The organism is Arthrobacter sp. M71 S08, assembly GCF_059089725.1.
On the sequence record NZ_JBNHEY010000001.1, the window covers coordinates 791,537 to 810,309 of the forward strand.

The 18,773-nt window shown below is 65.6% G+C and carries 20 protein-coding genes; 15 read left to right on the forward strand and 5 right to left on the reverse strand.

What is annotated here, in order from left to right; all coding sequences use genetic code 11:
* The first annotated feature begins 20 nt into the window (after positions 1-20).
* The 6 genes from hisB to AC5RTB_RS03715 are packed head-to-tail and all read left to right on the forward strand — an operon-like array spanning position 21 to position 4,478.
* Positions 21-638: an imidazoleglycerol-phosphate dehydratase HisB gene (hisB, locus tag AC5RTB_RS03690; protein WP_494059705.1), complete on the forward strand. Its 618-nt coding sequence runs from the start codon at positions 21-23 to the stop codon at positions 636-638.
* Positions 635-1,273, forward strand: a complete 639-nt coding sequence (gene hisH, locus AC5RTB_RS03695) for an imidazole glycerol phosphate synthase subunit HisH (protein WP_494059706.1) — start codon at positions 635-637, stop codon at positions 1,271-1,273. Before hisB ends, hisH begins: the two co-directional genes overlap by 4 nt.
* A gap of 3 nt (positions 1,274-1,276) precedes the next feature.
* Positions 1,277-1,432 (forward strand): hypothetical protein, encoded by a 156-nt coding sequence (locus AC5RTB_RS03700; RefSeq protein WP_494059707.1) that lies wholly within the window; start codon positions 1,277-1,279, stop codon positions 1,430-1,432.
* Positions 1,433-1,476: 44 nt separating this feature from the next.
* Positions 1,477-2,229, forward strand: a complete 753-nt coding sequence (gene priA / locus AC5RTB_RS03705) for a bifunctional 1-(5-phosphoribosyl)-5-((5-phosphoribosylamino)methylideneamino)imidazole-4-carboxamide isomerase/phosphoribosylanthranilate isomerase PriA (RefSeq protein WP_494059708.1) — start codon at positions 1,477-1,479, stop codon at positions 2,227-2,229.
* A 2-nt stretch (positions 2,230-2,231) separates the two neighbouring features.
* Positions 2,232-3,098 (forward strand): SseB family protein, encoded by an 867-nt coding sequence (locus tag AC5RTB_RS03710; RefSeq protein ID WP_494059709.1) that lies wholly within the window; start codon positions 2,232-2,234, stop codon positions 3,096-3,098.
* A 39-nt stretch (positions 3,099-3,137) separates the two neighbouring features.
* Positions 3,138-4,478: an MFS transporter gene (locus AC5RTB_RS03715; RefSeq protein ID WP_494059710.1), complete on the forward strand. Its 1,341-nt coding sequence runs from the start codon at positions 3,138-3,140 to the stop codon at positions 4,476-4,478.
* Here AC5RTB_RS03715 and AC5RTB_RS03720 read toward each other — a convergent pair.
* A complete protein-coding gene (locus AC5RTB_RS03720) occupies positions 4,471-4,881 on the reverse strand; it encodes a DUF1844 domain-containing protein (RefSeq protein ID WP_494059711.1) in 411 nt (136 codons plus the stop codon). The genes AC5RTB_RS03715 and AC5RTB_RS03720 overlap by 8 nt on opposite strands.
* 321 nt (positions 4,882-5,202) lie before the next feature.
* Between AC5RTB_RS03720 and infC the strand changes: the two genes are divergently transcribed.
* From infC to AC5RTB_RS03740, 4 genes are all read left to right on the forward strand, one after another.
* Positions 5,203-6,267, forward strand: coding sequence for a translation initiation factor IF-3 (gene infC / locus AC5RTB_RS03725; RefSeq protein WP_494059712.1), 1,065 nt, complete (start codon positions 5,203-5,205; stop codon positions 6,265-6,267).
* 112 nt (positions 6,268-6,379) lie between these two features.
* The gene (gene rpmI, locus AC5RTB_RS03730) at positions 6,380-6,574 is read left to right on the forward strand and encodes a 50S ribosomal protein L35 (protein WP_026545492.1); all 195 of its coding nucleotides are present in this window, start codon (positions 6,380-6,382) and stop codon (positions 6,572-6,574) included.
* A 92-nt stretch (positions 6,575-6,666) separates the two neighbouring features.
* A complete protein-coding gene (rplT, locus tag AC5RTB_RS03735; protein ID WP_490890897.1) occupies positions 6,667-7,050 on the forward strand; it encodes a 50S ribosomal protein L20 in 384 nt (127 codons plus the stop codon).
* A gap of 43 nt (positions 7,051-7,093) precedes the next feature.
* Positions 7,094-7,996, forward strand: coding sequence for a TrmH family RNA methyltransferase (locus tag AC5RTB_RS03740; RefSeq protein ID WP_494059713.1), 903 nt, complete (start codon positions 7,094-7,096; stop codon positions 7,994-7,996).
* A 28-nt stretch (positions 7,997-8,024) separates the two neighbouring features.
* On the opposite strand, the gene AC5RTB_RS03745 is transcribed toward AC5RTB_RS03740, so the two are convergent.
* Positions 8,025-9,242 (reverse strand): MFS transporter, encoded by a 1,218-nt coding sequence (locus AC5RTB_RS03745; protein WP_494059714.1) that lies wholly within the window; start codon positions 9,240-9,242, stop codon positions 8,025-8,027.
* Positions 9,243-9,554: 312 nt separating this feature from the next.
* Here AC5RTB_RS03745 and AC5RTB_RS03750 point away from each other — a divergent pair, with 312 nt between their 5' ends.
* Positions 9,555-11,096, forward strand: coding sequence for an FG-GAP-like repeat-containing protein (locus AC5RTB_RS03750; protein WP_494059715.1), 1,542 nt, complete (start codon positions 9,555-9,557; stop codon positions 11,094-11,096).
* Between the two features lie 29 nt (positions 11,097-11,125).
* A complete protein-coding gene (locus AC5RTB_RS03755; protein ID WP_494059716.1) occupies positions 11,126-11,575 on the forward strand; it encodes a (deoxy)nucleoside triphosphate pyrophosphohydrolase in 450 nt (149 codons plus the stop codon).
* Between the two features lie 21 nt (positions 11,576-11,596).
* On the opposite strand, the gene AC5RTB_RS03760 is transcribed toward AC5RTB_RS03755, so the two are convergent.
* Positions 11,597-12,649: an Rv2578c family radical SAM protein gene (locus AC5RTB_RS03760; protein WP_494059717.1), complete on the reverse strand. Its 1,053-nt coding sequence runs from the start codon at positions 12,647-12,649 to the stop codon at positions 11,597-11,599.
* A 61-nt stretch (positions 12,650-12,710) separates the two neighbouring features.
* Between AC5RTB_RS03760 and pcp the strand changes: the two genes are divergently transcribed.
* Positions 12,711-13,352, forward strand: coding sequence for a pyroglutamyl-peptidase I (gene pcp / locus AC5RTB_RS03765; protein ID WP_494059718.1), 642 nt, complete (start codon positions 12,711-12,713; stop codon positions 13,350-13,352).
* On the opposite strand, the gene AC5RTB_RS03770 is transcribed toward pcp, so the two are convergent.
* Entirely contained in the window at positions 13,349-13,831 is a 483-nt protein-coding gene (locus AC5RTB_RS03770) for a hypothetical protein (protein WP_494059719.1), read from the reverse strand. The genes pcp and AC5RTB_RS03770 overlap by 4 nt on opposite strands.
* 161 nt (positions 13,832-13,992) lie before the next feature.
* Between AC5RTB_RS03770 and pheS the strand changes: the two genes are divergently transcribed.
* Both pheS and pheT read left to right on the forward strand, forming a co-directional pair.
* Entirely contained in the window at positions 13,993-15,093 is a 1,101-nt protein-coding gene (gene pheS / locus AC5RTB_RS03775) for a phenylalanine--tRNA ligase subunit alpha (protein WP_494059720.1), read from the forward strand.
* Between the two features lie 2 nt (positions 15,094-15,095).
* Complete coding sequence (pheT, locus tag AC5RTB_RS03780) at positions 15,096-17,633, forward strand: phenylalanine--tRNA ligase subunit beta (RefSeq protein WP_494059721.1); 2,538 nt, start codon at positions 15,096-15,098, stop codon at positions 17,631-17,633.
* 70 nt (positions 17,634-17,703) lie between these two features.
* Here pheT and AC5RTB_RS03785 read toward each other — a convergent pair whose 3' ends face one another.
* A complete protein-coding gene (locus AC5RTB_RS03785; protein WP_494059722.1) occupies positions 17,704-18,669 on the reverse strand; it encodes a quinone oxidoreductase family protein in 966 nt (321 codons plus the stop codon).
* Positions 18,670-18,773 lie beyond the last annotated feature (104 nt).

An 18,773-nucleotide genomic window follows, 5' to 3' on the forward strand; every position in this document is an offset into this window, starting at 1 on the left:
TACAACCGTAAGGACCACCCATGACCGCGGAAGCTACCGCCCAACGCGCTGCCCGACGCGAGCGGACCACTAGTGAATCATCGGTATTCGTCGAACTCGATCTCGACGGCACCGGCCGCTCTGACATCAGCACCTCTGTGCCGTTCTACGACCACATGTTGACCGCTCTGGCAAAGCACTCGTTGATCGACCTCACGGTCAAGGCCAGCGGCGACACGCATATCGACGTACACCACACCGTCGAGGACGTGGCGATCACACTTGGAGAGGTGCTCCGGGAAGCACTTGGTGACAAGGCCGGAATCCGCCGCTTCGGCGAAGCGACCGTGCCGCTGGACGAAGCGCTGGCGAACGCCGTCGTGGACATCTCCGGACGTCCCTACCTGGTCCACTCGGGCGAGCCGGCCGGCCAGGAATATCACCTCATCGGTGGACACTTTACGGGCTCCCTTACGCGCCACGTTTTCGAAGCCATCACGCTGCATGCGCAGATCTGCCTTCACATGAAGGTCCTCGGGGGCAGGGATCCGCACCACATCGTGGAGGCTCAGTTCAAGGCTTTTGCACGGGCCCTTCGTGCGGCAGTCGAGCCGGATCCCCGCGTCACGGGTATTCCGTCCACCAAGGGTGCGCTATGAGTGCACCGAAAGTGACCGTGCTCGATTACGGGTCGGGGAACATCCGCTCTGCGGTGCGTGCACTCGAACACGTCGGTGCTGAAGTCACACTCAGTGCGGCTGCCGACGATGTCCTGAACGCCGACGGTCTTGTTGTGCCCGGTGTCGGTGCCTTTGCTGCCGTCATGCAGGGCCTGAAGGATGTCGACGCCCTTCGGATGATCGGGCGCCGCGTTGCAGGAGGGCGCCCGGTTCTTGGCATCTGTGTTGGGTTGCAGGTGTTGTTCGAGGAGGGCGTGGAGCACGGTGTGCGCACCCAGGGCATGGGCGAATGGCCCGGTACGGTTGAGCGGCTCAAAGCTGATGTGGTTCCACACATGGGCTGGAATACAGTCGAGCCGCCGCCAGGTTCGGTGCTCTTCGAGGGACTGGCTGACGAGCGGTTTTACTTCGTGCATTCGTACGGAGTCCAGGAATGGAACTTCGACGTCACCCAGCCGGCCATGCGCCCCCCACAGGTCACCTGGTCCACCCACGGTTCCCCTTTTATTGCGGCAGTGGAAAACGGCCCGCTTTCCGCCACGCAGTTCCACCCCGAGAAGTCCGGAGATGCTGGAGCCCAACTGCTGCGCAACTGGACCGGCAGCCTTCGCTGACCGATGTGGAGCCTGATCCTCATGGGGCTGGCGGGGCTGCTGATCGGCGGCGTCGTCTCGTTCCACCGCCAGCAGATGCCGAGGGCGTTGACCATCAGCTTCGGCGTCCTCGCCGGGATGGCCCTGCTCGCTGCCTTTCTGTTGACCCTGACCCCGTAAGCCGTCCACCTGAGCCGGCCCGAACACCTGAACAAAGGACGTGAATGAGCCCCTTCACCGAATCTCCCATCCTTGAGCTCCTCCCGGCTGTCGACGTCGCGGACGGCCAGGCCGTCCGGCTGGTCCAAGGGGCGGCCGGTAGCGAGACCAGCTATGGCGACCCCCTGGACGCGGCCCTGCAGTGGCAGAACGACGGCGCCGAGTGGGTTCACCTCGTGGACCTCGATGCCGCCTTCGGTCGCGGATCGAACCGCGACCTGCTCGCCCGCGTCGTCAAGGAACTGAACATCAAGGTGGAGCTCTCCGGCGGCATCCGTGACGACGCTTCCCTGGACCAGGCACTCGAGCTCGGCGCTGAGCGCGTCAATCTCGGCACCGCGGCACTTGAAAATCCGGTCTGGACCGCCAGCGCCATCGCTCGATATGGTGACGCCATCGCCGTCGGCCTCGACGTTCGGGGCACGACGCTGGCCGCCCGCGGCTGGACCGAGGAGGGCGGCGACCTTTGGGAGGTACTCGCCCGTCTCGACGACGCCGGCTGCGCACGCTACGTGGTAACCGATGTGACGAAGGACGGGACTCTGCAGGGCCCTAACCTTCAGCTCCTCCGCGACGTATTGGAGAAGACCCAGCGCCCCGTTGTCGCATCCGGAGGCATCTCCAGCCTGGACGACCTTGCCGCGCTCCGGCAGCTCGTTGTCGAAGGACTCGAGGGCGCCATCGTCGGAAAGGCCCTCTACGCGGGTGCCTTCACGCTGCCGCAGGCGCTGGACGTCGCAGGACACCCGGAACGCTAGGCATGACCGAGCGGAGGCTCCCGGCCCATATCGAGGCGGCGCTCAGCCACAACGTTGCCGACTCGGCCGGGCGCGCCTGGAGGGGCAGGGATCTGTCTGCGGACGGGAACCCGCTTCATGCTTTCGACAAGGACGACGGCGCGGTGCCGGCTGCTTACGATGCCGCTGTGCGCAACCTGGTGAACGATGCCGCGGATGAGACGGCAGTCGTAGGGGCACTGGCCGACGTTCGCGTCTTCGTGCCGGTGGTCGCCCAGCTCGGAGGCCAGGACGGAGTTGCCGAGGAGGCCGCAGGGGCCGGGCACCGCCACCATGAGGGTGACAAGGAAGCAGACATGGCCCTGGTCACCATGAGGGCGCCGGACGGGCGAAGTGTCCTGCCGGTGTTCACGTCCACAGCCCGCCTCGAACGCTGGCACCCGGAGGCGCGGCCCGTCGCGGTCTTTGCGCCACGAGCGGCCCTTGCTGCAGTATCCGAGAATGCCGAACTCATGGTCGTGGACCCCGGCGCCGAGGTGACTTTCGTCGTCCGCCGCCCCGCGCTGTGGGCGCTGGCCCAGCAAAGGGAGTGGACGCCGTCGTACGCGGATCCCGACCTTGCACGCCTGGTGAGCGAAGCCATCGCCGAACAGGGCACCATCCGCAGGGTCGAGCTCTCTCCCGGCCCCGGCGTCTCCAGCCGTACAGCTGACGGTAGAGTAGTCCGAGGCGGCGGTGCCGGCCCGGAACTGCGCCTGACCCTCGTACTGGACTCAGGGCTCTCGCAGGAGGATGTCCGCTCAACGACAGCGGCATTCCAGGACCGCCTCCAAAATCTGCAGGAGTTTGTCGAGCGGGTGGACTCGCTCGAAATTCGGCTCACGCGTTGATCTTTCACGCGGGGGAGCCCGCGTGAAAGATGACGAACGTTGAACTTTGCCGTTTACCGGGAGCTGCTGAGGATCGTCCCGGTTCGCCGCCTGCTGATCGTGGGCATGATCGCCCGCTTTCCGCATTCTGCTGCGGGAGTGCTGCTCACCCTGCACGTGGTGCAGACCCTGGAGCGAGGCTACGCCGAAGCAGGAGCGGTTGCGGCGGTAATGACCATCGGCATTGCTGTAGGTGCGCCGTGGCGCGGCCGACGGGTGGATATAGCCGGCCTGCGGGTAGCGCTTATTCCATCAGTGGTCGCGGAGGCAGTCATTTGGTCGGTGGCTCCCCACCTGTCCTACGAGTGGCTGCTCCTCGCCGCTCTCATCGGCGGCGTATTCACCCTTCCCGTCTTCTCCGTGGTCCGGCAATCCCTGGGCGTCCTGGTCACCGGCGATTCACGCCGGACCGCTTTCACTCTTGACGCGGTCGGGACTGAAGTGATCTTCATGGGCGGCCCAGCGCTCGGTGCCGTGCTGGCCACCCAAGTGTCCACGGTCTTCGGGCTCACCGTCGTCGGGCTATCGACCGCCCTCGCGGGATTGCTCCTGATGTGGTTCAACCCGCCCACCCGGAGCACCCAGCCGGGCGCCGCCGGTGCCACGCTGTCCGCCGCCCAGGACGTTGCCGCGGCCGTGGAAGTGATGGTCGCGTCCGCTCCTGCGCGCGTCAGCGAGGCGTCGGCTGAACTTGTCCCCGGAGCGCGGCCCGCCAGAGCAGCCGGGGCGCGCGCACGCGTCGCACAGAGCTTCCAATGGCTCACGCTCCCTGTGGCAGTGGTCATGATCGTGGCAGCGGGAGCAGGACTCGTCCTCGCCGGTACCGATGTCGGTATCATCGCCGTGCTCGAGAACAATGACCGGGCATTTGAGTTGGGGTGGGTCTTCCTCGCCTGGTGTTCAGCCTCTGTAGTCGGCGGGCTGGTTTACGGTGCAATGCACAGGCCGCTCTCGCCTCTGGTTCTCCTGCTCCTGATGAGCGTCCTGACCATCCCCATGGGTTTTGCTGACAGCACCATGATGCTGGCGCTGCTCTCGATCGCGCCGGGACTGCTGTGCGCCCCGGTGCTCTCCGCCGCATCGGAACGGATTGCTTATCTGGTCGCCGAGGAACGCAGGGGAGAGGCGATGGGCTGGTACGGCTCGGCTCTCACGTCAGGCGTGGCACTGGGCGCACCGCTGGCGGGCCTGACAATCGACTCCGTGGGACCCTGGGGAGGATTCGTCGCGGTGGGAGCAGCTGCCGCCGCCATGAGCCTGCTGTGTCTGGGTGCGCAGCAGGTACGACGACGGCGCTCGGCCTGGTGGTCTAGGGATTGTCGCCGGCGGACAATCAGTTGACGGGACCGGTGAACTTCTCACCGGGTCCCTGGCCGGGTGCGTCGGGAAGCATCGACGCCTCGCGGAAGGCGAGCTGGAGCGACCTCAGTCCATCGCGCAAAGGTCCGGCATGCTGGCTTCCGATTTCCGGTGCCGCTGCAGTGATGAATCCCGCAAGTGCGGTGATCAGTTTGCGAGCCTCGTCCAGGTCCTTGTAGGTCTCGGCATCCGATCCCTCGGCCAGTCCGCATTTGACGGCCGCGGCGCTCATCAGATGGACCGCCGATGTTGTGATGACCTCGACCGCCGGAACCTCCGCTATGTCGCGGACATGGTCGGCAGAGCCGAGCGTTCCGCTGTCGCCCTCGTCTGAGGCCGGGAAGGTATGGCGGGTGGCGTCGGGATTGCTGTCTGCTGTGCTCATGCTGGTAAGCTTGTCACAGACCGACTGAGGGTCGTTATTTTTTATGGCCGGGAACGGCATGAAAAGGATCACCAGTATGCAAGCGGAGTCCTCTCCCACCCGCGATTGCCGCCGTTGCCCCTGAGGCGACTACAGGCAGCCGGGTTCAGGTCGGTGCCAAGGCATACGTTTACAGTTTGTCCTACGCACTGATGCCCGAGGCCTTCGATTGCGCATGCAATTGGGGGCCTTCTCCTTTTGCACGCGGTCCAGGTTTTCGACGGACATCAGGAGCAGCACATTAGCGAGCCAAGAATCAATGATCGTATCCGCGTCCCAGAGGTGCGGTTGGTAGGCCCTGCGGGCGAGCAGGTTGGAATCGTCCGCATTGAAGACGCCCTCCGACTCGCCGCTGAGTCCGACCTTGATCTTGTTGAGGTGGCACCTCAGGCCAAGCCTCCGGTTGCCAAGCTCATGGATTTTGGTAAGTACAAGTACGAAGCCGCGGTGAAGGCGCGCGAGGCGCGCAAGAACCAGACGAACACCGTGCTGAAGGAAATTCGTTTCCGGCTGAAGATTGATACCCACGACTACGAGACCAAGCGCGGTCACGCCATTCGCTTCCTTGGAGCCGGCGACAAGGTAAAGGCCATGATTCAGTTCCGCGGTCGCGAGCAGCAGCGTCCCGAGATGGGGATTCGTCTCCTGCAGCGCTTCGCGGAGGACGTAGCTGAGGTCGGCGTCGTCGAATCGACTCCGCGGATCGACGGCCGCAACATGGTGATGGTCATCGGGCCGGTCAAGAACAAGGCTGAAGCGAAGGCTGAAGCGCGCCGCGCTGCCCAGCGCGCCGAGTCCAAGGCTGCGAACGACTCGCCGAAGGGCAAGGTTGACACTTCCGGCCAGGCACCGCTGACACAGAGCATTGGGGATCTACTTCCCGAGGAACTGCGATCTGCCGGAACGGCGTCCGCCCCGGAAGCTGCAGCGCCCGAAGCTCCTGAAACCGTGACAGAAACTTCAGTACCTGAAACTTCAGAGACAGAGACTGCAGCGCCTGAGGCTCCGGAACCTGTTGCTGATGCACCTGAGGCTGAAGCGGCGAAGGAACCTGAGGAAGAGAGCAAGGCACCTGAGGCCAAGCCGGAAGCTGCAGCACCGAAGCAGGCTGTCGCACCGAAGCAGGCGCCTGCGGCACCGGCGCCGAAACAGGCAGCCGCACCGAAACAGGCACCTGCAGCAGCGGCACCGGCAGCAACGCCCAAGCCGGCAGCAACGCCCAAGCCCGCTGCAATGCCTAAGCCGGCGGCAACGCCGAAGCCCAGGCCTGCTACGCCAAAGCCAACCGGCAAGGCGGCCCCAACCAAGGGTTCGCCGAGCCGACCGAAGCCCTCCGGCTCCAACTAGGAGCCAGTTGCCGTCCGGGCAGCGAGGCAAACACGTAAGCACCGCAGTTCGCTGCGGATACCGCAAGAGCCGCCGGCAAAGTGCCGGCGGAGACCAAAGGAGATCGGTTTCCATGCCGAAGATGAAGACACACAGTGGCGCCAAGAAGCGCTTCAAGCTGACGGGTAGCGGAAAGCTCAAGCGCCAGCAGGCCAACCGCCGTCACTACCTGGAGCACAAGCCCTCCACGCTGACACGCCGTCTGGCCAGCGACCAGATCGTATCCAAGGCCGACACCAAGGTCATCAAAAAGATGCTCGGCGTCTAACACAGCACCCCCTACCACTTTCGGACACCCTCAAGAGCGGCTGCATTGCCGCGGGGAAACGCGTCCGGACGATCTATCTAAGGAGTACGCACGTGGCACGTGTGAAGCGGGCGGTTAACGCCCACAAGAAGCGTCGGGTTATCCTCGAGCGCGCCAAAGGTTACCGCGGACAGCGTTCGCGCCTGTACCGCAAGGCTAAGGAGCAGCTGCTCCACTCGTTCGTTTACAGCTACGGTGACCGCCGCAAGCGCAAGGGCGACTTCCGTCGGCTCTGGATCCAGCGCATCAACGCTGCATCCCGCGCCAACGGCCTCACCTACAACCGTCTGATCCAGGGCCTGAAGGCCGCTGGGGTTGAGGTTGACCGCCGCATGCTGGCCGACCTCGCCGTGACTGATGCAAACGCATTCGCCGCGCTCGTCCAGATCGCGAAGGACTCACTGCCGTCCGACACGTCTGCACCGGTGCAGGCCTAGCCAGCACACCCAGTCGGCTTCCGCGAGTCGGTTGAACAAATAAATGAGCACATTCGAACGCCCCCAGGCGCCGCTACTGATCAATCCCCGAGCCGATCGGGTCCGGGAAGTAGCGAAGCTTGCGGGGCGTTCGGCGCGTCTGCGGCAGGAACGCTTCCTCGCCGAAGGCCCCCAGGCGGTGCGTGAAGCGCTGCACCTCCATGAGGCACGGCGTGCTGCAGGGGTAACCGGCGTCGTCGACGACCTGTATTTGACCGCTGACACACTGGAGCGGTACCCCGAGTTCGGGGCGGCGGTGCCTCCGCGGATGGTGACCGCCGAGGTCCTTGCCGCAATGAGTTCAACCGTGACGCCGCAGGGGGCCGTGGCCGTCTGCCGGTTCATTGATTGCCCATTGGATGCTGTACTTGAGCGCCGTCCGCGACTGATCGCCGTCCTCGTAGAGGTGCGCGACCCAGGGAACGCAGGAACCATCCTCCGGGCTGCCGATTCCGCGGGGGCTGACGCAGTGATCTTCACGAGCGGAAGCGTGGACCTCTACAACCCGAAGACGGTGCGATCCACAGTCGGGTCGCTCTTCCACTTGCCCGTGGTACTTGGCGTCGGTACCCGTACGTTGCTCACAGAGCTTGCAGACCGCTCAGTGACGGTGCTGGCAGCCGACGGCTACGGCGACTGGAACCTTGACGAACTCCAGGACGCGAGTGCCGCACGACGGCTCGCACCGGCCCGCGCGAGCGCGGATGGGCAGGATACCCCCAAACCTCTCCTGGAGGCTCCCACCGCCTGGCTCTTCGGCAACGAGGCGAAGGGACTGGCGGAGGATGTACTGGACTCCGCAGGTTACCGGGTCTCGGTGCCGATCTATGGCAGCGCCGAAAGTCTCAATGTCGGTACCGCCGCGACGGTCTGCCTGTACGCCTCGGCGCGCGCCCAGCGCCGATAGGCGCCACTTCAGACAGCTTTCCTGGCAATCACACTGAGGCGGACGCCGGTACCGGTTCAGTGGCGGCCGTTCTGCGGTCCATCCGTCCGCTCAGCAGCGCCACTCCCAGACCAAACGCCGCAAGCACAGCGCCCACGAGCGCCGGAGCGGTGTAACCCCAGCCGAGGGCGATGACCGTCCCGCCGAGAAAAGCACCGAGGGCATTGGCCGTGTTGAGCGCCGCGTGGTTCATCGACGAGGCAAGCGATGGTGCGTCGGGGGAGACGTCCATCAGGCGTACCTGCAGGGAGGGAATCAGCGATGAACCGATCGCTCCGACGAGGAATACAAAAAGCAGCGCCGTCGGTGCCCACTGGACCGCCAACGCGAAGAGCAGAAGGCTTGCCGAGATGCTGCCCATCACCCAGTAGATGGTTCCGAGCACCGAAATATCGGCGAGCCGGCCGCCCACGATGTTGCCGGCAACCATGCCCAGTCCGTAGAGCGCGACGACGATCGGCAGCACAGCCTCCGGTACACCCGCCACCTCGGTCATGGTCGGAGCGATGTAGGTATAAACGGCGAAGAACCCGCCGAATCCGACCGTGCCGATGAGTAGCGTCATCCACACCTGCCCGCGTTTCAGGGCGCCGAGTTCACGGGTGATGCTCGCGCCGTCGCGCACGGTCTGGTGCGGTACATAGCGGGTGATCAGGATCAGTGTGAGGATCCCGATGAGCCCCACGAGCACAAACATGGTCCGCCATCCGAACTGCTGTCCGAGCCAGGTAGCGAAGGGAACTCCCACTACGTTCGCCACACTGAGGCCCATCATCACCATGGCCACCGCCTGGGCACGCCGCGTCGGTGCGGACAGCGAGGCGGCGATAACGGCGGCAACCCCGAAGAAAGCCCCGTGCGGCAACCCTGAGATGAACCGCGAGAGCAACAGCCAGCCGTACTCGTCGGCGATATAGGAGGAAAGGTTTCCTACGGTGAACAGCGCCATCAGGGCCAACGCAACCCGTTTGTGCGGAAGCCTGGCACCGAGGGTTGAGAGCAAGGGAGCGCCGACAACAACACCCAGGGCGTAGGCGGAGATGACGTGTCCGCCGGCGGGGATATCGACGCCGAGTTCGGCCACCATGTCGGGCAGGAGGCCCATGATGGCGAACTCGGTGGTGCCGATTCCGAAGCCCCCCATGGCCAGGGCAAGGATAGCCAGCACCAGATTGCGGGTTGGGCGCTGGGTGGGTGTTGCAGACACAGGACTCGTTTCGATGTCGGGAAGCGCTTGTCGGCGCTTATTTTCTAGCCGCGCATCGTTGAGCACTGCTTTCCACTTTACGGGTTTGAGACCGTATTGACGCCAAAATGCTCCCGTTGTGAACATTCCGCGGCACCGGCCACGGCTCTAAAATTGGACGGGCACGAGGAGCGCGGAGCCATGGATGAAACATCCCCAGAGCCAGTGAAAATTCCCGATTTGCCTCGAGATTCGTCTCACAGGCGGAATTGCGGCGAGTCACTCGGACCCCCACCGTTCGTTCGCAGGGTCATCACCGTCTGCCTGCTGACAATGAGCCTGATTCTGGGCATGCTCGGAACAACGCTTCCTGCGGCCCATGCGGCGCCGCTGTTCGGGCATGACATTTCCTGGCCACAATGTCCCACGGCTCAGGGCGGGTTCGGGCTGCCCCTTCCGCCGCCGGAATCCCAGTTCGTGATCATCGGGCTGACCCGCGGACTGGCCTTCACCGAGAATCCCTGTCTGGCCGATCAGGTTGCCTGGGCGCGCAACAACTCCAAACCGGCCCACGGCTATGCCATGGCAACCTACCCTACGGCCGCTCAGCTCAACACCTACGGCGGGCAGGGGCCGTGGTCGTCCGCAACCCACGCCGGCAGACTCTCCAATGTCGGTTACTCCGAGGCACGTTTTGCCATTCAGAGCCTGAACCGTGTCGGGTTCCGGCCGCCGGTGGTGTGGATTGACGTCGAACCTCGTCCTGCCCAGCCCTGGCCGGGTGCCACCGTCGCGCAACGGCTGGACAACAGGTACGTCATCGAAGGGCTGATGCGGGGGCTGCGAGACGCAGGGTTCTCTTACGGGTTCTACTCCTATACCTCCGGTTGGCAGGAGATTGTCGGCTCCTGGCGGTTGCCGGGTGTCCCGGTCTGGGCCACCGCGGGAAGGCTGGATTATCCGACGGAAGCGCTTGACCGCTGCTTCCAGCCGAGCTTTTCCGCCGGCCGCGTCTACATCTCACAGTGGTACGACGACGTGCGGGACTACGACCGTACCTGTGAACCGTACAACTTCACCCCGCTGCGTATACCGGCCTCGACACTGACCGGCTCCACCGCCGAGTTCAACGGGGACTGGCGCAACGACATCCTGGCACGCGTCGGCGCAACCGGGGACCTGAGGCTGTATGCAGGAAACGGCGTCGGCGGCCTGAACCCGGGAACGCGTATCGGCACCGGCTGGGGCATCTTCAACGCGCTGGAGAGCCCCGGCGATTTCAACGGCGACGGACCCTCCGACGTCATCGCGCGTGAAGCTGCAACCGGAGTCCTATGGCTGTACCGAGGGAACGGCACCGGCGGCTGGTTGCCCCGCATCCGCGTAGGACACGGTTGGAACGGATTCAGCAGCATCGTGGCCCCGGGTGACTTCAACGGTGACCAGCGCATGGACCTGCTGGCCCGGGAACGGGCCACCGGCGCACTGTGGTTGTACCCGGGGAACGGCTCCGGCGGGTGGCTGCCGCGCGTCCGCGTGGGCAGTGGCTGGAACTCCATGACCGCAATCGTGGGCCCTGGGGATCTCAACGGCGACAGGGCAAGCGACGTCCTCGCCCGGGACGGCGCGGGCGTCCTGTGGCTGTATCCGGGGAACGGCGCCGGCGGGTGGCTGCCGCGCGTCCGCGTCGGGCACGGCTGGAACGCCATGACCGCGATCGTTGGCGCGGGCGATCTCAACGGTGACCGCATTGCCGACATCGCCGCACGGGACACAAGCGGCATCCTCTGGTTGTACCCGGGCAACGGGCGGTCGGGCTGGCTTCCGCGCAGTCCTATGGGTTCGGGCTGGAACGGCCTCAACGCGATCTTCTGACCGCCTGGGCCGGGCCCTAGACTGACTGGATGACCGATAGCCAGCGCAAACAGATAGTCGGCGCCGCCATTGTGGACTCGCTCACTGCACCGTCCAGGCTGCTTGCGGCGAGACGGACCGCTCCCGAACAGTTCGCCGGCCAGTGGGAATTTCCCGGCGGCAAGGTCGAGCCGGACGAGGACGACGTCGAGGCGCTTCAGCGCGAAGTGCGTGAGGAATTGGGTGTCGAAGTTCAGGTCGGGGCTGAACTCGAAGGCCCCGGGTCCGACGGCTGGCCTCTCAACGACTCAGCAGCGATGCGCGTCTGGCTGGCGGTGGTCACCGCCGGCGTGCCGGCAGCGCTCCAGGATCATGACGAACTTCGTTGGGTGAGCCTGCAGGACACCGGTGAACTCAAAGAACTGCCCTGGATACCAGCGGACCGCCCCATCGTCGATGCACTGCTGGACACTGTCATCCCGGTAGCCGACCTGACCTAGACCCGGTCAGCACGGACCCGGTCAGAAGAGCGTCGGTTCGGCGGCCACCTCTTGCACCGCCAACGGGCCCGACGGCGGCGCCTGGCCACCCGCTCCCGCTTCCTCGCGGAAGAAGCGGGCACCGGCGGACAACCCGTGACGACGCCGGTGCATCTGGATGCGCTTCGAAAGCCACGTGCGGTACTCAGCGGAGGCGTAGGTGCCGCCGCGATACAGGCGTCGGTACCGGCCAACGAGTCCGGGGTGCGTCTTTGCCAGCCATTCCATGTACCACTCGCGCGCTCCCGGGCGCAGGTGCAGCGCTCCGGCCGACACACCCGTGGCTCCCGCAGCGGCCAGGGCGCCGAACAGAGCGTCCAGTGCTTCGTCGCTGTCTGTCAGCCAGGGCAGGATGGGCATCGCCATAACCCCGCAGGGTAGTCCCGCGTCCCTCAGCCGGGTGATGAGGTCCAGGCGAGCTCGCGGGGTGGGTGTTCCCGGCTCCACGGCGTGTGCAAGTTCGGGGTCAAGCAGCGCAAGCGAGATGCCCATACCCAGGCTGACCTGCGTGCCGGCCTGCTTCAACAGAGGGATGTCGCGGCTGAGTAGCGTTCCCTTGGTGAGGATGGAGAAGGGCGTGCCGTTGTCGGCCAGGGCGCGGATGATGTCCGGCATCAGCCGGTACCGGCCCTCGGCCCGCTGGTAGGGGTCCGTGTTGGTGCCCATCGCCACGTGTTCCCTGCTCCAGGAAGCCTTGGTCACCTCGCGCCGAAGCACCTCGCAGATGTTGGTCTTGACTACCACCTGTGAATCGAAATCATGTCCTGTGTCCAGGTTGAGGTAGCTGTGGGTCTTCCGGGCGAAGCAGTACACGCAGGCATGGGAACAGCCCCGATAGGGGTTGACCGTCCAGGAGAAGGGCATCCCCGAGTTTGCCGGGACCCGGTTGAGGGCCGACTTGGCAAGCACCTCGTGGAACGTGATGCCGGCGAACTCCGGAGTCTGTACGGACCGCACCAGCCCGGCAAGAGGTAACAGCGGCTCCGGCACGCCCAGGGTGACCGCCGCCGTCGTCTTTTGCGCATCCCATCGCATGGTTTTATTAGAACATATGTTCCCATCCGCCTTCGTCAGGACACGGCGCTAACCTTGGTGGATGATCATGCTTACTGGTTTCGAGCCCTTCGGTGGTGAGACCGTCAACCCCTCCTGGGAAGCAGCGCAACTGGCTGCTGCCACCCTCCAGGCCGAGGGCAAGCCGGCCGTAGCCGTCAGGCTGCCGTGCGTCTTCGGGACGAGCATTGAGGTGCTGATTCGTGCAGTTCGCACTCATCAGCCGGAGATGGTGCTGTGCGTAGGACAGGCTGGAGGGCGGTCCGAGATTTCGCTGGAGCGTGTGGCCATCAATGTGGACGACGCCCGCATCCCTGACAACGCCGGAAACCAGCCCGTGGATGATCCAATCCGGGTCGACGGTCCGGCAGCATATTTCAGCACCCTTCCGCTCAAGCGCACCCTGCGCGAGCTCACGGAGGCCGGACTGCCGGCCGCCGTATCGCAAACCGCCGGAACGTACGTCTGCAATCACGTCTTCTACGGGCTGATGGACCTGCTGGCCCGGGACGGGGCGAGCGCACGTGGCGGGTTCATCCATGTCCCATTCTCCACGGCGCAGGCCGAAGTACATGGCGAGCCCGGGCTGCCGATTCAGGACATGGCTGCGGCGTTGGTTGTCATCGCCCGCGCCAGCGCGGAAACCGGGGCTGACGACCGGATCGCGGCGGGCGCCGAGCACTAGCGCCGTCGTCGAAACGCTGTGCGCTGAATCCTTGTGGAGCGCCGGCGTGGCAGCGCACGGCGGAGGAAAGGCCGCACGGGCCGTTCGATGTAGTCTCCCTCGCGCAACCCGGCGGCGCGCTCGAAGGGATTGCGGGACGCGGGATCACCAGTCAGGAGCCAGGACACACCGGCGAAAAAGAAATAGGCCGGAAAGAACGGCAAGCCCAGGCACAACGCATACTGCGTACTGTGGCGTGACTCGTGCGCCACGAGGTGCGGGCGCCGGGCGACCTCCTCCGGACCCGCCCGGAACAGCACCACGTTGCCCACGGTGAAGGCCGATGCTTTCGGCAGCGTGGGGGAGTAGCGGTGGGCGAAGATGAGCCCGCGGGGAGCGGGCCGGAGTTCACAACCAACGAGCTTCGCCGAGACGACGCCGAGCAGCGTCGACCCGTTCATCCAGTTCAGCGCCGAGCGCAGGCGGTCGCGACCGTTCATGGGCGTAAGTCTATAAATTCAGGCGGGCACAATCCTGCCCGGTGACCGGGGGCATTCGGGTCACCGGCCCGCGGTCCTCTAGACTGGCAGGGCCGCCGGAATCATGCGACATAGCTGCCGGCACCCATTGCGCTCACGACCCCAAGGTAAAGCACACACTCATGTCTGAACCCACGAAGCCTGCGGACGTCCAGGAGGCGGACGCGACTGCGTCCAACACCGCCGTCGCCCCCCATCCGCTAGATGCCGAAGCAATCGCGGCCGCCGTCGACCACGCCCTGAAAGAGATCGCCGCAGCCGCTGATCTCGACGAGCTCAAAGCGGTGCGGCTCGCCCACACCGGCGAGAAGTCCCCGATGAGCCTGGCCAACCGGCAGATCGGCTCGCTCGCGAAGGACCAGAAGGCAGCGGCCGGCAAGAACATCGGTCCCGCCCGCGGACGCATCAACCAGGCGCTCGCGGCCCGCACCACGGAGCTCGAGGCCGAGCGCGACGCCCGCATCCTCGTGGAGGAGGCCGTCGACGTCACGGCTGCTCCGCGCCGTCGTCGTGCCGGTGCTCGGCACCCGCTGTCGATCCTGCAGGAGCGGGTCAGCGACATCTTCATCGGCATGGGCTGGGAAATTGCGGAAGGTCCCGAGGTGGAATCCGAGTGGTTCAACTTCGACGCCCTGAACTTCAAGCCCGACCACCCCGCGCGCGAGATGCAGGACACCTTTTTCGTGGAGCCCCCCGAGGCACACCTGGTCATGCGCACGCACACCTCCCCAGTACAGGTGCGGGCCATGCTGGAGCGTGAGGTTCCCCTTTACGTGCTGTGCCCCGGAAAGGTGTTCCGCACCGACGAACTCGATGCCACGCACACTCCCGTATTCCACCAGTTCGAGGGCCTCGCCATCGACAAGGGCCTGAGCATGGCCGACCTGCGCGGAACGCTCGAACACTTCGCCCGGCTGATGTTCGGTGACGACGCCGGCATCCGCCTCCGCCCCAACTACTTCCCCTTCACGGAGCCCTCCGCAGAGCTGGATATCTGGCATCCCGGAGCCAAGGGCGGCCCCCAGTGGATCGAGTGGGGCGGCTGCGGCATGGTGCACCCGAATGTGTTGCGGGCAGCCGGCATTGATCCCGAGGTTTACTCGGGTTTCGCCTTCGGCATGGGTATCGAGCGCACCCTGATGTTCCGCAACGAGGTTTCTGACATGCGGGACATGATTGAGGGCGACGTACGTTTCAGCGAGCACTTCGGGATGGAGATCTAACCGTGCGAATTCCACTGTCCTGGCTGCGTGAGTACGCACAGGTTCCGGCGGAGGCCACCGCCGAAGACGTCATGGCCGAACTCGTGAAGGTTGGCCTTGAGGAAGAGGCCGTCCACCGTCCCACCGACACGCTCTCAGGACCGATCGTCGTGGGTCAGGTGCTCTCGGTCGTCAAAGAGCCCCAGAGCAACGGCAAGACCATCAACTGGTGCCAGGTCCGGGTGGTTCCAGAGGGTACCGAGCAGACCCTGACAGCGGACGGCATCGACCCCTCCGGCGTCCAGGGAATCGTGTGCGGCGCGCATAACTTCGTCGAGGGCGACAAGGTAGTGGTTACCCTTCCCGGCGCCGTGCTTCCCGGTGACTTCCGCATTGCCGCGAGGAAGACCTACGGTCACGTTTCCGCCGGGATGATCGCCTCGGTCCGCGAACTGGGCATCGGCGATGACCACGACGGCATCCTGGTGCTCTCCACCATCGGTCTGGACCCGGAGATCGGGTCCGATGCCATGGAGCTGCTCGGACTGTATGACCAGGCCGCCGAGATCAACGTGACCCCGGACCGCAGCTACTGCTTCTCGATCCGCGGGATCGCGCGGGAGTACGCCCACGCCACAGGTTCCGCTTTCACCGACCCGGCGGCCGCCGTCGTCGTCGATTCCGCGGACGGCGCAGGCTACCCGGTGCGGCTCGAAGACCAGGCACCGATTTATGGGAACGCCGGCTGCGACCGTTTCGTGGCGCGCGTCGTGCGCGGCGTGGACGCCACCCGGCCCACCCCGCAGTGGATGGTCGCCCGGTTGCGCCTGGCCGGAATCCGCTCCATCTCCCTACCGGTCGATATCTCCAACTACGTGATGCTTGAGCTCGGCCAGCCCACGCACTGCTATGACGTCGCGAAGCTGTCCGGAGACATCGTGGTGCGCCGGGCCAATCCCGGCGAAACGCTCGTCACCCTCGATGACCGCAAGCGCGAGCTGTACACCGAGGACCTGCTGATCACCGACGGGTCCGGCGCGATCGGTATTGCCGGCGTCATGGGCGGCGCGGACACCGAGGTTTCAGACACCACGACCGACATCCTCGTCGAGTCTGCGCACTTCGACGAGGTGTCGATCGCACGCGCCCGCCGTCGCCACAAGCTGCCCTCAGAGGCGTCCAAGCGCTTTGAGCGCGGCGTCGACTGGCATGTTGCCGATGTCGCGGCGCAGCGGGTCGTTGACCTGCTCGTCAAGCTGGCGGGCGGTACCGCGGACACCTCGATCACCGACGTCGGCACCGCACCGAAGCCCGTCCTGATTGACCTGCCCACCGGCTACGCATCCGAGCGGATCGGCATCGATTTCGCACCGGAACAGGTGGTCGGCGCGCTTACCGATCTGGGCGCGGATGTGAGCGAGTACGACGGCGGCTGGCGCGTCAGTGCCCCGAGCTGGCGCCACGACCTGACCATCAAGGACGACCTCGCCGAGGAGATCGCGCGGCTGGTCGGCTACGACCAGATCCCCTCGCGCCTGCCGGTGGCCCCTCCGGGCCGCGGCCTCACCCGCTCACAACAGCAGCGGCGGCGGGTTATGGCTGCGCTCGCAGGGTCCGGACTCACCGAGGTACTGTCCTACCCCTTCGTCTCGCAGGAATCCAACGACACGTTCGGTGCTGCTGAGGGAACCGGTGCCGCCGTGAAGCTCGCCAATCCGCTCAGCGCCGAATACGGCTACCTGCGGCGTTCGATCCTCCCGGGCCTGATCGAAGTCGCGAAGCGTAACTCCTCCCGCGGGTTCCGCGACCTTGCACTCTTCGAGGCCGGGCTGGTGTTCCTTCCGCAGGAAGCCCTCGGCACTTCGACGATCCCGCCGCTCGGTGCACTGCCGGACGAGCAGACGCTCGACGCGCTCTACGACGGGCTGCCCCTGCAGCCCCTGACTGTCGCTGCGGTGTTCCTGGGCAAGGATTCACCGGCTGCGGCCGGCCACACACCCCGGCCGTGGGACTGGGCGGACGCGCTGGACACTGTCCGGCTGATGGCGGACGTCGTCGGCGTCGAACTCGTGGTCGAGCAGGGTGAGCACCAGGCGTTCCACCCCGGCCGCACGGCACGCGTCAGCCTGCGCAGCGGTGAGGTGCTCGGGTACGCGGGCGAACTGCACCCGAAGCTTCTTGCCGCCCAGGACCTCCCGCCGCGCACCGTAGCGTTGGAGATCAATGCGGATCTGCTGTTCGACGCCGCCCCTGATGTGATCGTCGCACGGCCCCTGTCGACGTTCCCGGCCACAACGCAGGACGTCGCGCTCGTGGTCGACGCCGGGCTGCCGGCGGATGCCGTTCTCGCCACGCTGCGCGAAGGGGCGGGTGAGCTTCTTGAGGAGGTGCACCTGTTCGACGTCTACTCCGGGCAGGGGATCGGGGAGGGCAAGAAGTCCCTCGCGTTCGGGCTGCGCTTCCGTGCCACCGACCGCACCCTGACGGCCGACGAGGCCAGCGCTGCCCGCGATCAGGCGGTCCACCTGGCGGCCGAGCGCCACGGAGCCGTCCAGCGTTAACCCCGGCGTTGAGTTGGCAGGACACGCCCCGAATGGATCCCCAAAGTGGCGTGTCCTGCTCTTTCAACATCTACGGGACGAGGAGGATCTTGCCGGTCGTCCTGCGCGCCTGCAGGTCCTCGTGTGCCTGGGCCGCCTCGGTGAGCGGGTAGCGGCTGCCGATCCGCACAGTGAGCGATCCGTCAGCCACCGCGCCGAACACATCGCCTGAACGCCAGCGCCGCTCCTCGGCGGACCGCAGGTAGAACGCCAGGCTTGGCCTGGTTACGTAGAGCGAGCCGGAGCTGTTCAGCCGCTGCAGGTTGAAGTCCGGGACTGGACCGGACGCCGCCCCGAACAGCACCAGCATGCCGCGCACCCGCAGGGATTCCAGCGAGCCGTCGAAGGTTGCCTTGCCCACTCCGTCATAGACGACGTCCACGCCGACACCGTCGGTCAGCTCGCGCACCCGCTCCGGGAACCCTTCGTAGCGAAGTACGACGTCGGCTCCTGCCTCACGCGCGAGCGTTTCCTTCTCGTCAGTGGAGACGGTGGTGATGACCCTGGCCCCCTTGGCTTTGAGCATCTGGGTCAGCAGGAGTCCCGTTCCGCCCGCTCCGGCATGCGTCAGCACGGTTTCGCCCGCCTCGACGGGATAGGTGGAATTGACCAGGTAATGGGCCGTCATACCCTGGAGGGGAAGCGCCGCGGCCGTCTCCAGATCGACACCACCGGGTACCGGCAGTGCCTTCTCTGCGTCCACCAGGGTGTATTCGGCGTAGGAACGGGAGCCTTCCGCAAACGCAACGCGGTCACCCACCGCGAAGCCCTGTGCTTCCGGCCCTGCTTCAATGACTTCACCGGCGGCTTCCCCGCCCGGAACGAAGGGATAGTCAACCGCGTAGATACCGGCGCGCTGGTAGGTCTCGATGAAGTTCACCCCAACGGCCGCCACCTTCACCAGCAGTTGGGAACCTGTCGGCGTCGGCTGCTCGACATGAACGGGCTTCAGGACTCCCGGGTCACCGGGGCGCTCGGCAGCGATAGCAGTAGGCATGGTAGGTGTTTCCTCTCATCGATGTGCTCTTACCTGCAGCCAACAGGACACCACACCTGGTCATTCCTGCAGTGTTTCCCGACGCGGAAAGACGAGTGCATAAC

Excerpts from the sequence above, each read along its gene's own strand:
- pheS (WP_494059720.1), top strand. The coding sequence starts at position 13,993 with ATGTCTGAACCCACGAAGCCTGCGGACGTCCAGGAGGCGGACGCGACT.
- AC5RTB_RS03720 (WP_494059711.1), bottom strand. The coding sequence starts at position 4,881 with ATGAGCACAGCAGACAGCAATCCCGACGCCACCCGCCATACCTTCCCG.
- AC5RTB_RS03785 (WP_494059722.1), bottom strand. The coding sequence starts at position 18,669 with ATGCCTACTGCTATCGCTGCCGAGCGCCCCGGTGACCCGGGAGTCCTG.
- AC5RTB_RS03770 (WP_494059719.1), bottom strand. The coding sequence starts at position 13,831 with ATGAACGGTCGCGACCGCCTGCGCTCGGCGCTGAACTGGATGAACGGG.
- hisH (WP_494059706.1), top strand. The coding sequence starts at position 635 with ATGAGTGCACCGAAAGTGACCGTGCTCGATTACGGGTCGGGGAACATC.
- AC5RTB_RS03740 (WP_494059713.1), top strand. The coding sequence starts at position 7,094 with ATGAGCACATTCGAACGCCCCCAGGCGCCGCTACTGATCAATCCCCGA.
- priA (WP_494059708.1), top strand. The coding sequence starts at position 1,477 with ATGAGCCCCTTCACCGAATCTCCCATCCTTGAGCTCCTCCCGGCTGTC.
- pcp (WP_494059718.1), top strand. The coding sequence starts at position 12,711 with ATGATCATGCTTACTGGTTTCGAGCCCTTCGGTGGTGAGACCGTCAAC.
- AC5RTB_RS03700 (WP_494059707.1), top strand. The coding sequence starts at position 1,277 with ATGTGGAGCCTGATCCTCATGGGGCTGGCGGGGCTGCTGATCGGCGGC.
- AC5RTB_RS03750 (WP_494059715.1), top strand. The coding sequence starts at position 9,555 with ATGAGCCTGATTCTGGGCATGCTCGGAACAACGCTTCCTGCGGCCCAT.
- AC5RTB_RS03710 (WP_494059709.1), top strand. The coding sequence starts at position 2,232 with ATGACCGAGCGGAGGCTCCCGGCCCATATCGAGGCGGCGCTCAGCCAC.
- AC5RTB_RS03760 (WP_494059717.1), bottom strand. The coding sequence starts at position 12,649 with ATGCGATGGGATGCGCAAAAGACGACGGCGGCGGTCACCCTGGGCGTG.
- hisB (WP_494059705.1), top strand. The coding sequence starts at position 21 with ATGACCGCGGAAGCTACCGCCCAACGCGCTGCCCGACGCGAGCGGACC.
- rpmI (WP_026545492.1), top strand. The coding sequence starts at position 6,380 with ATGCCGAAGATGAAGACACACAGTGGCGCCAAGAAGCGCTTCAAGCTG.
- AC5RTB_RS03755 (WP_494059716.1), top strand. The coding sequence starts at position 11,126 with ATGACCGATAGCCAGCGCAAACAGATAGTCGGCGCCGCCATTGTGGAC.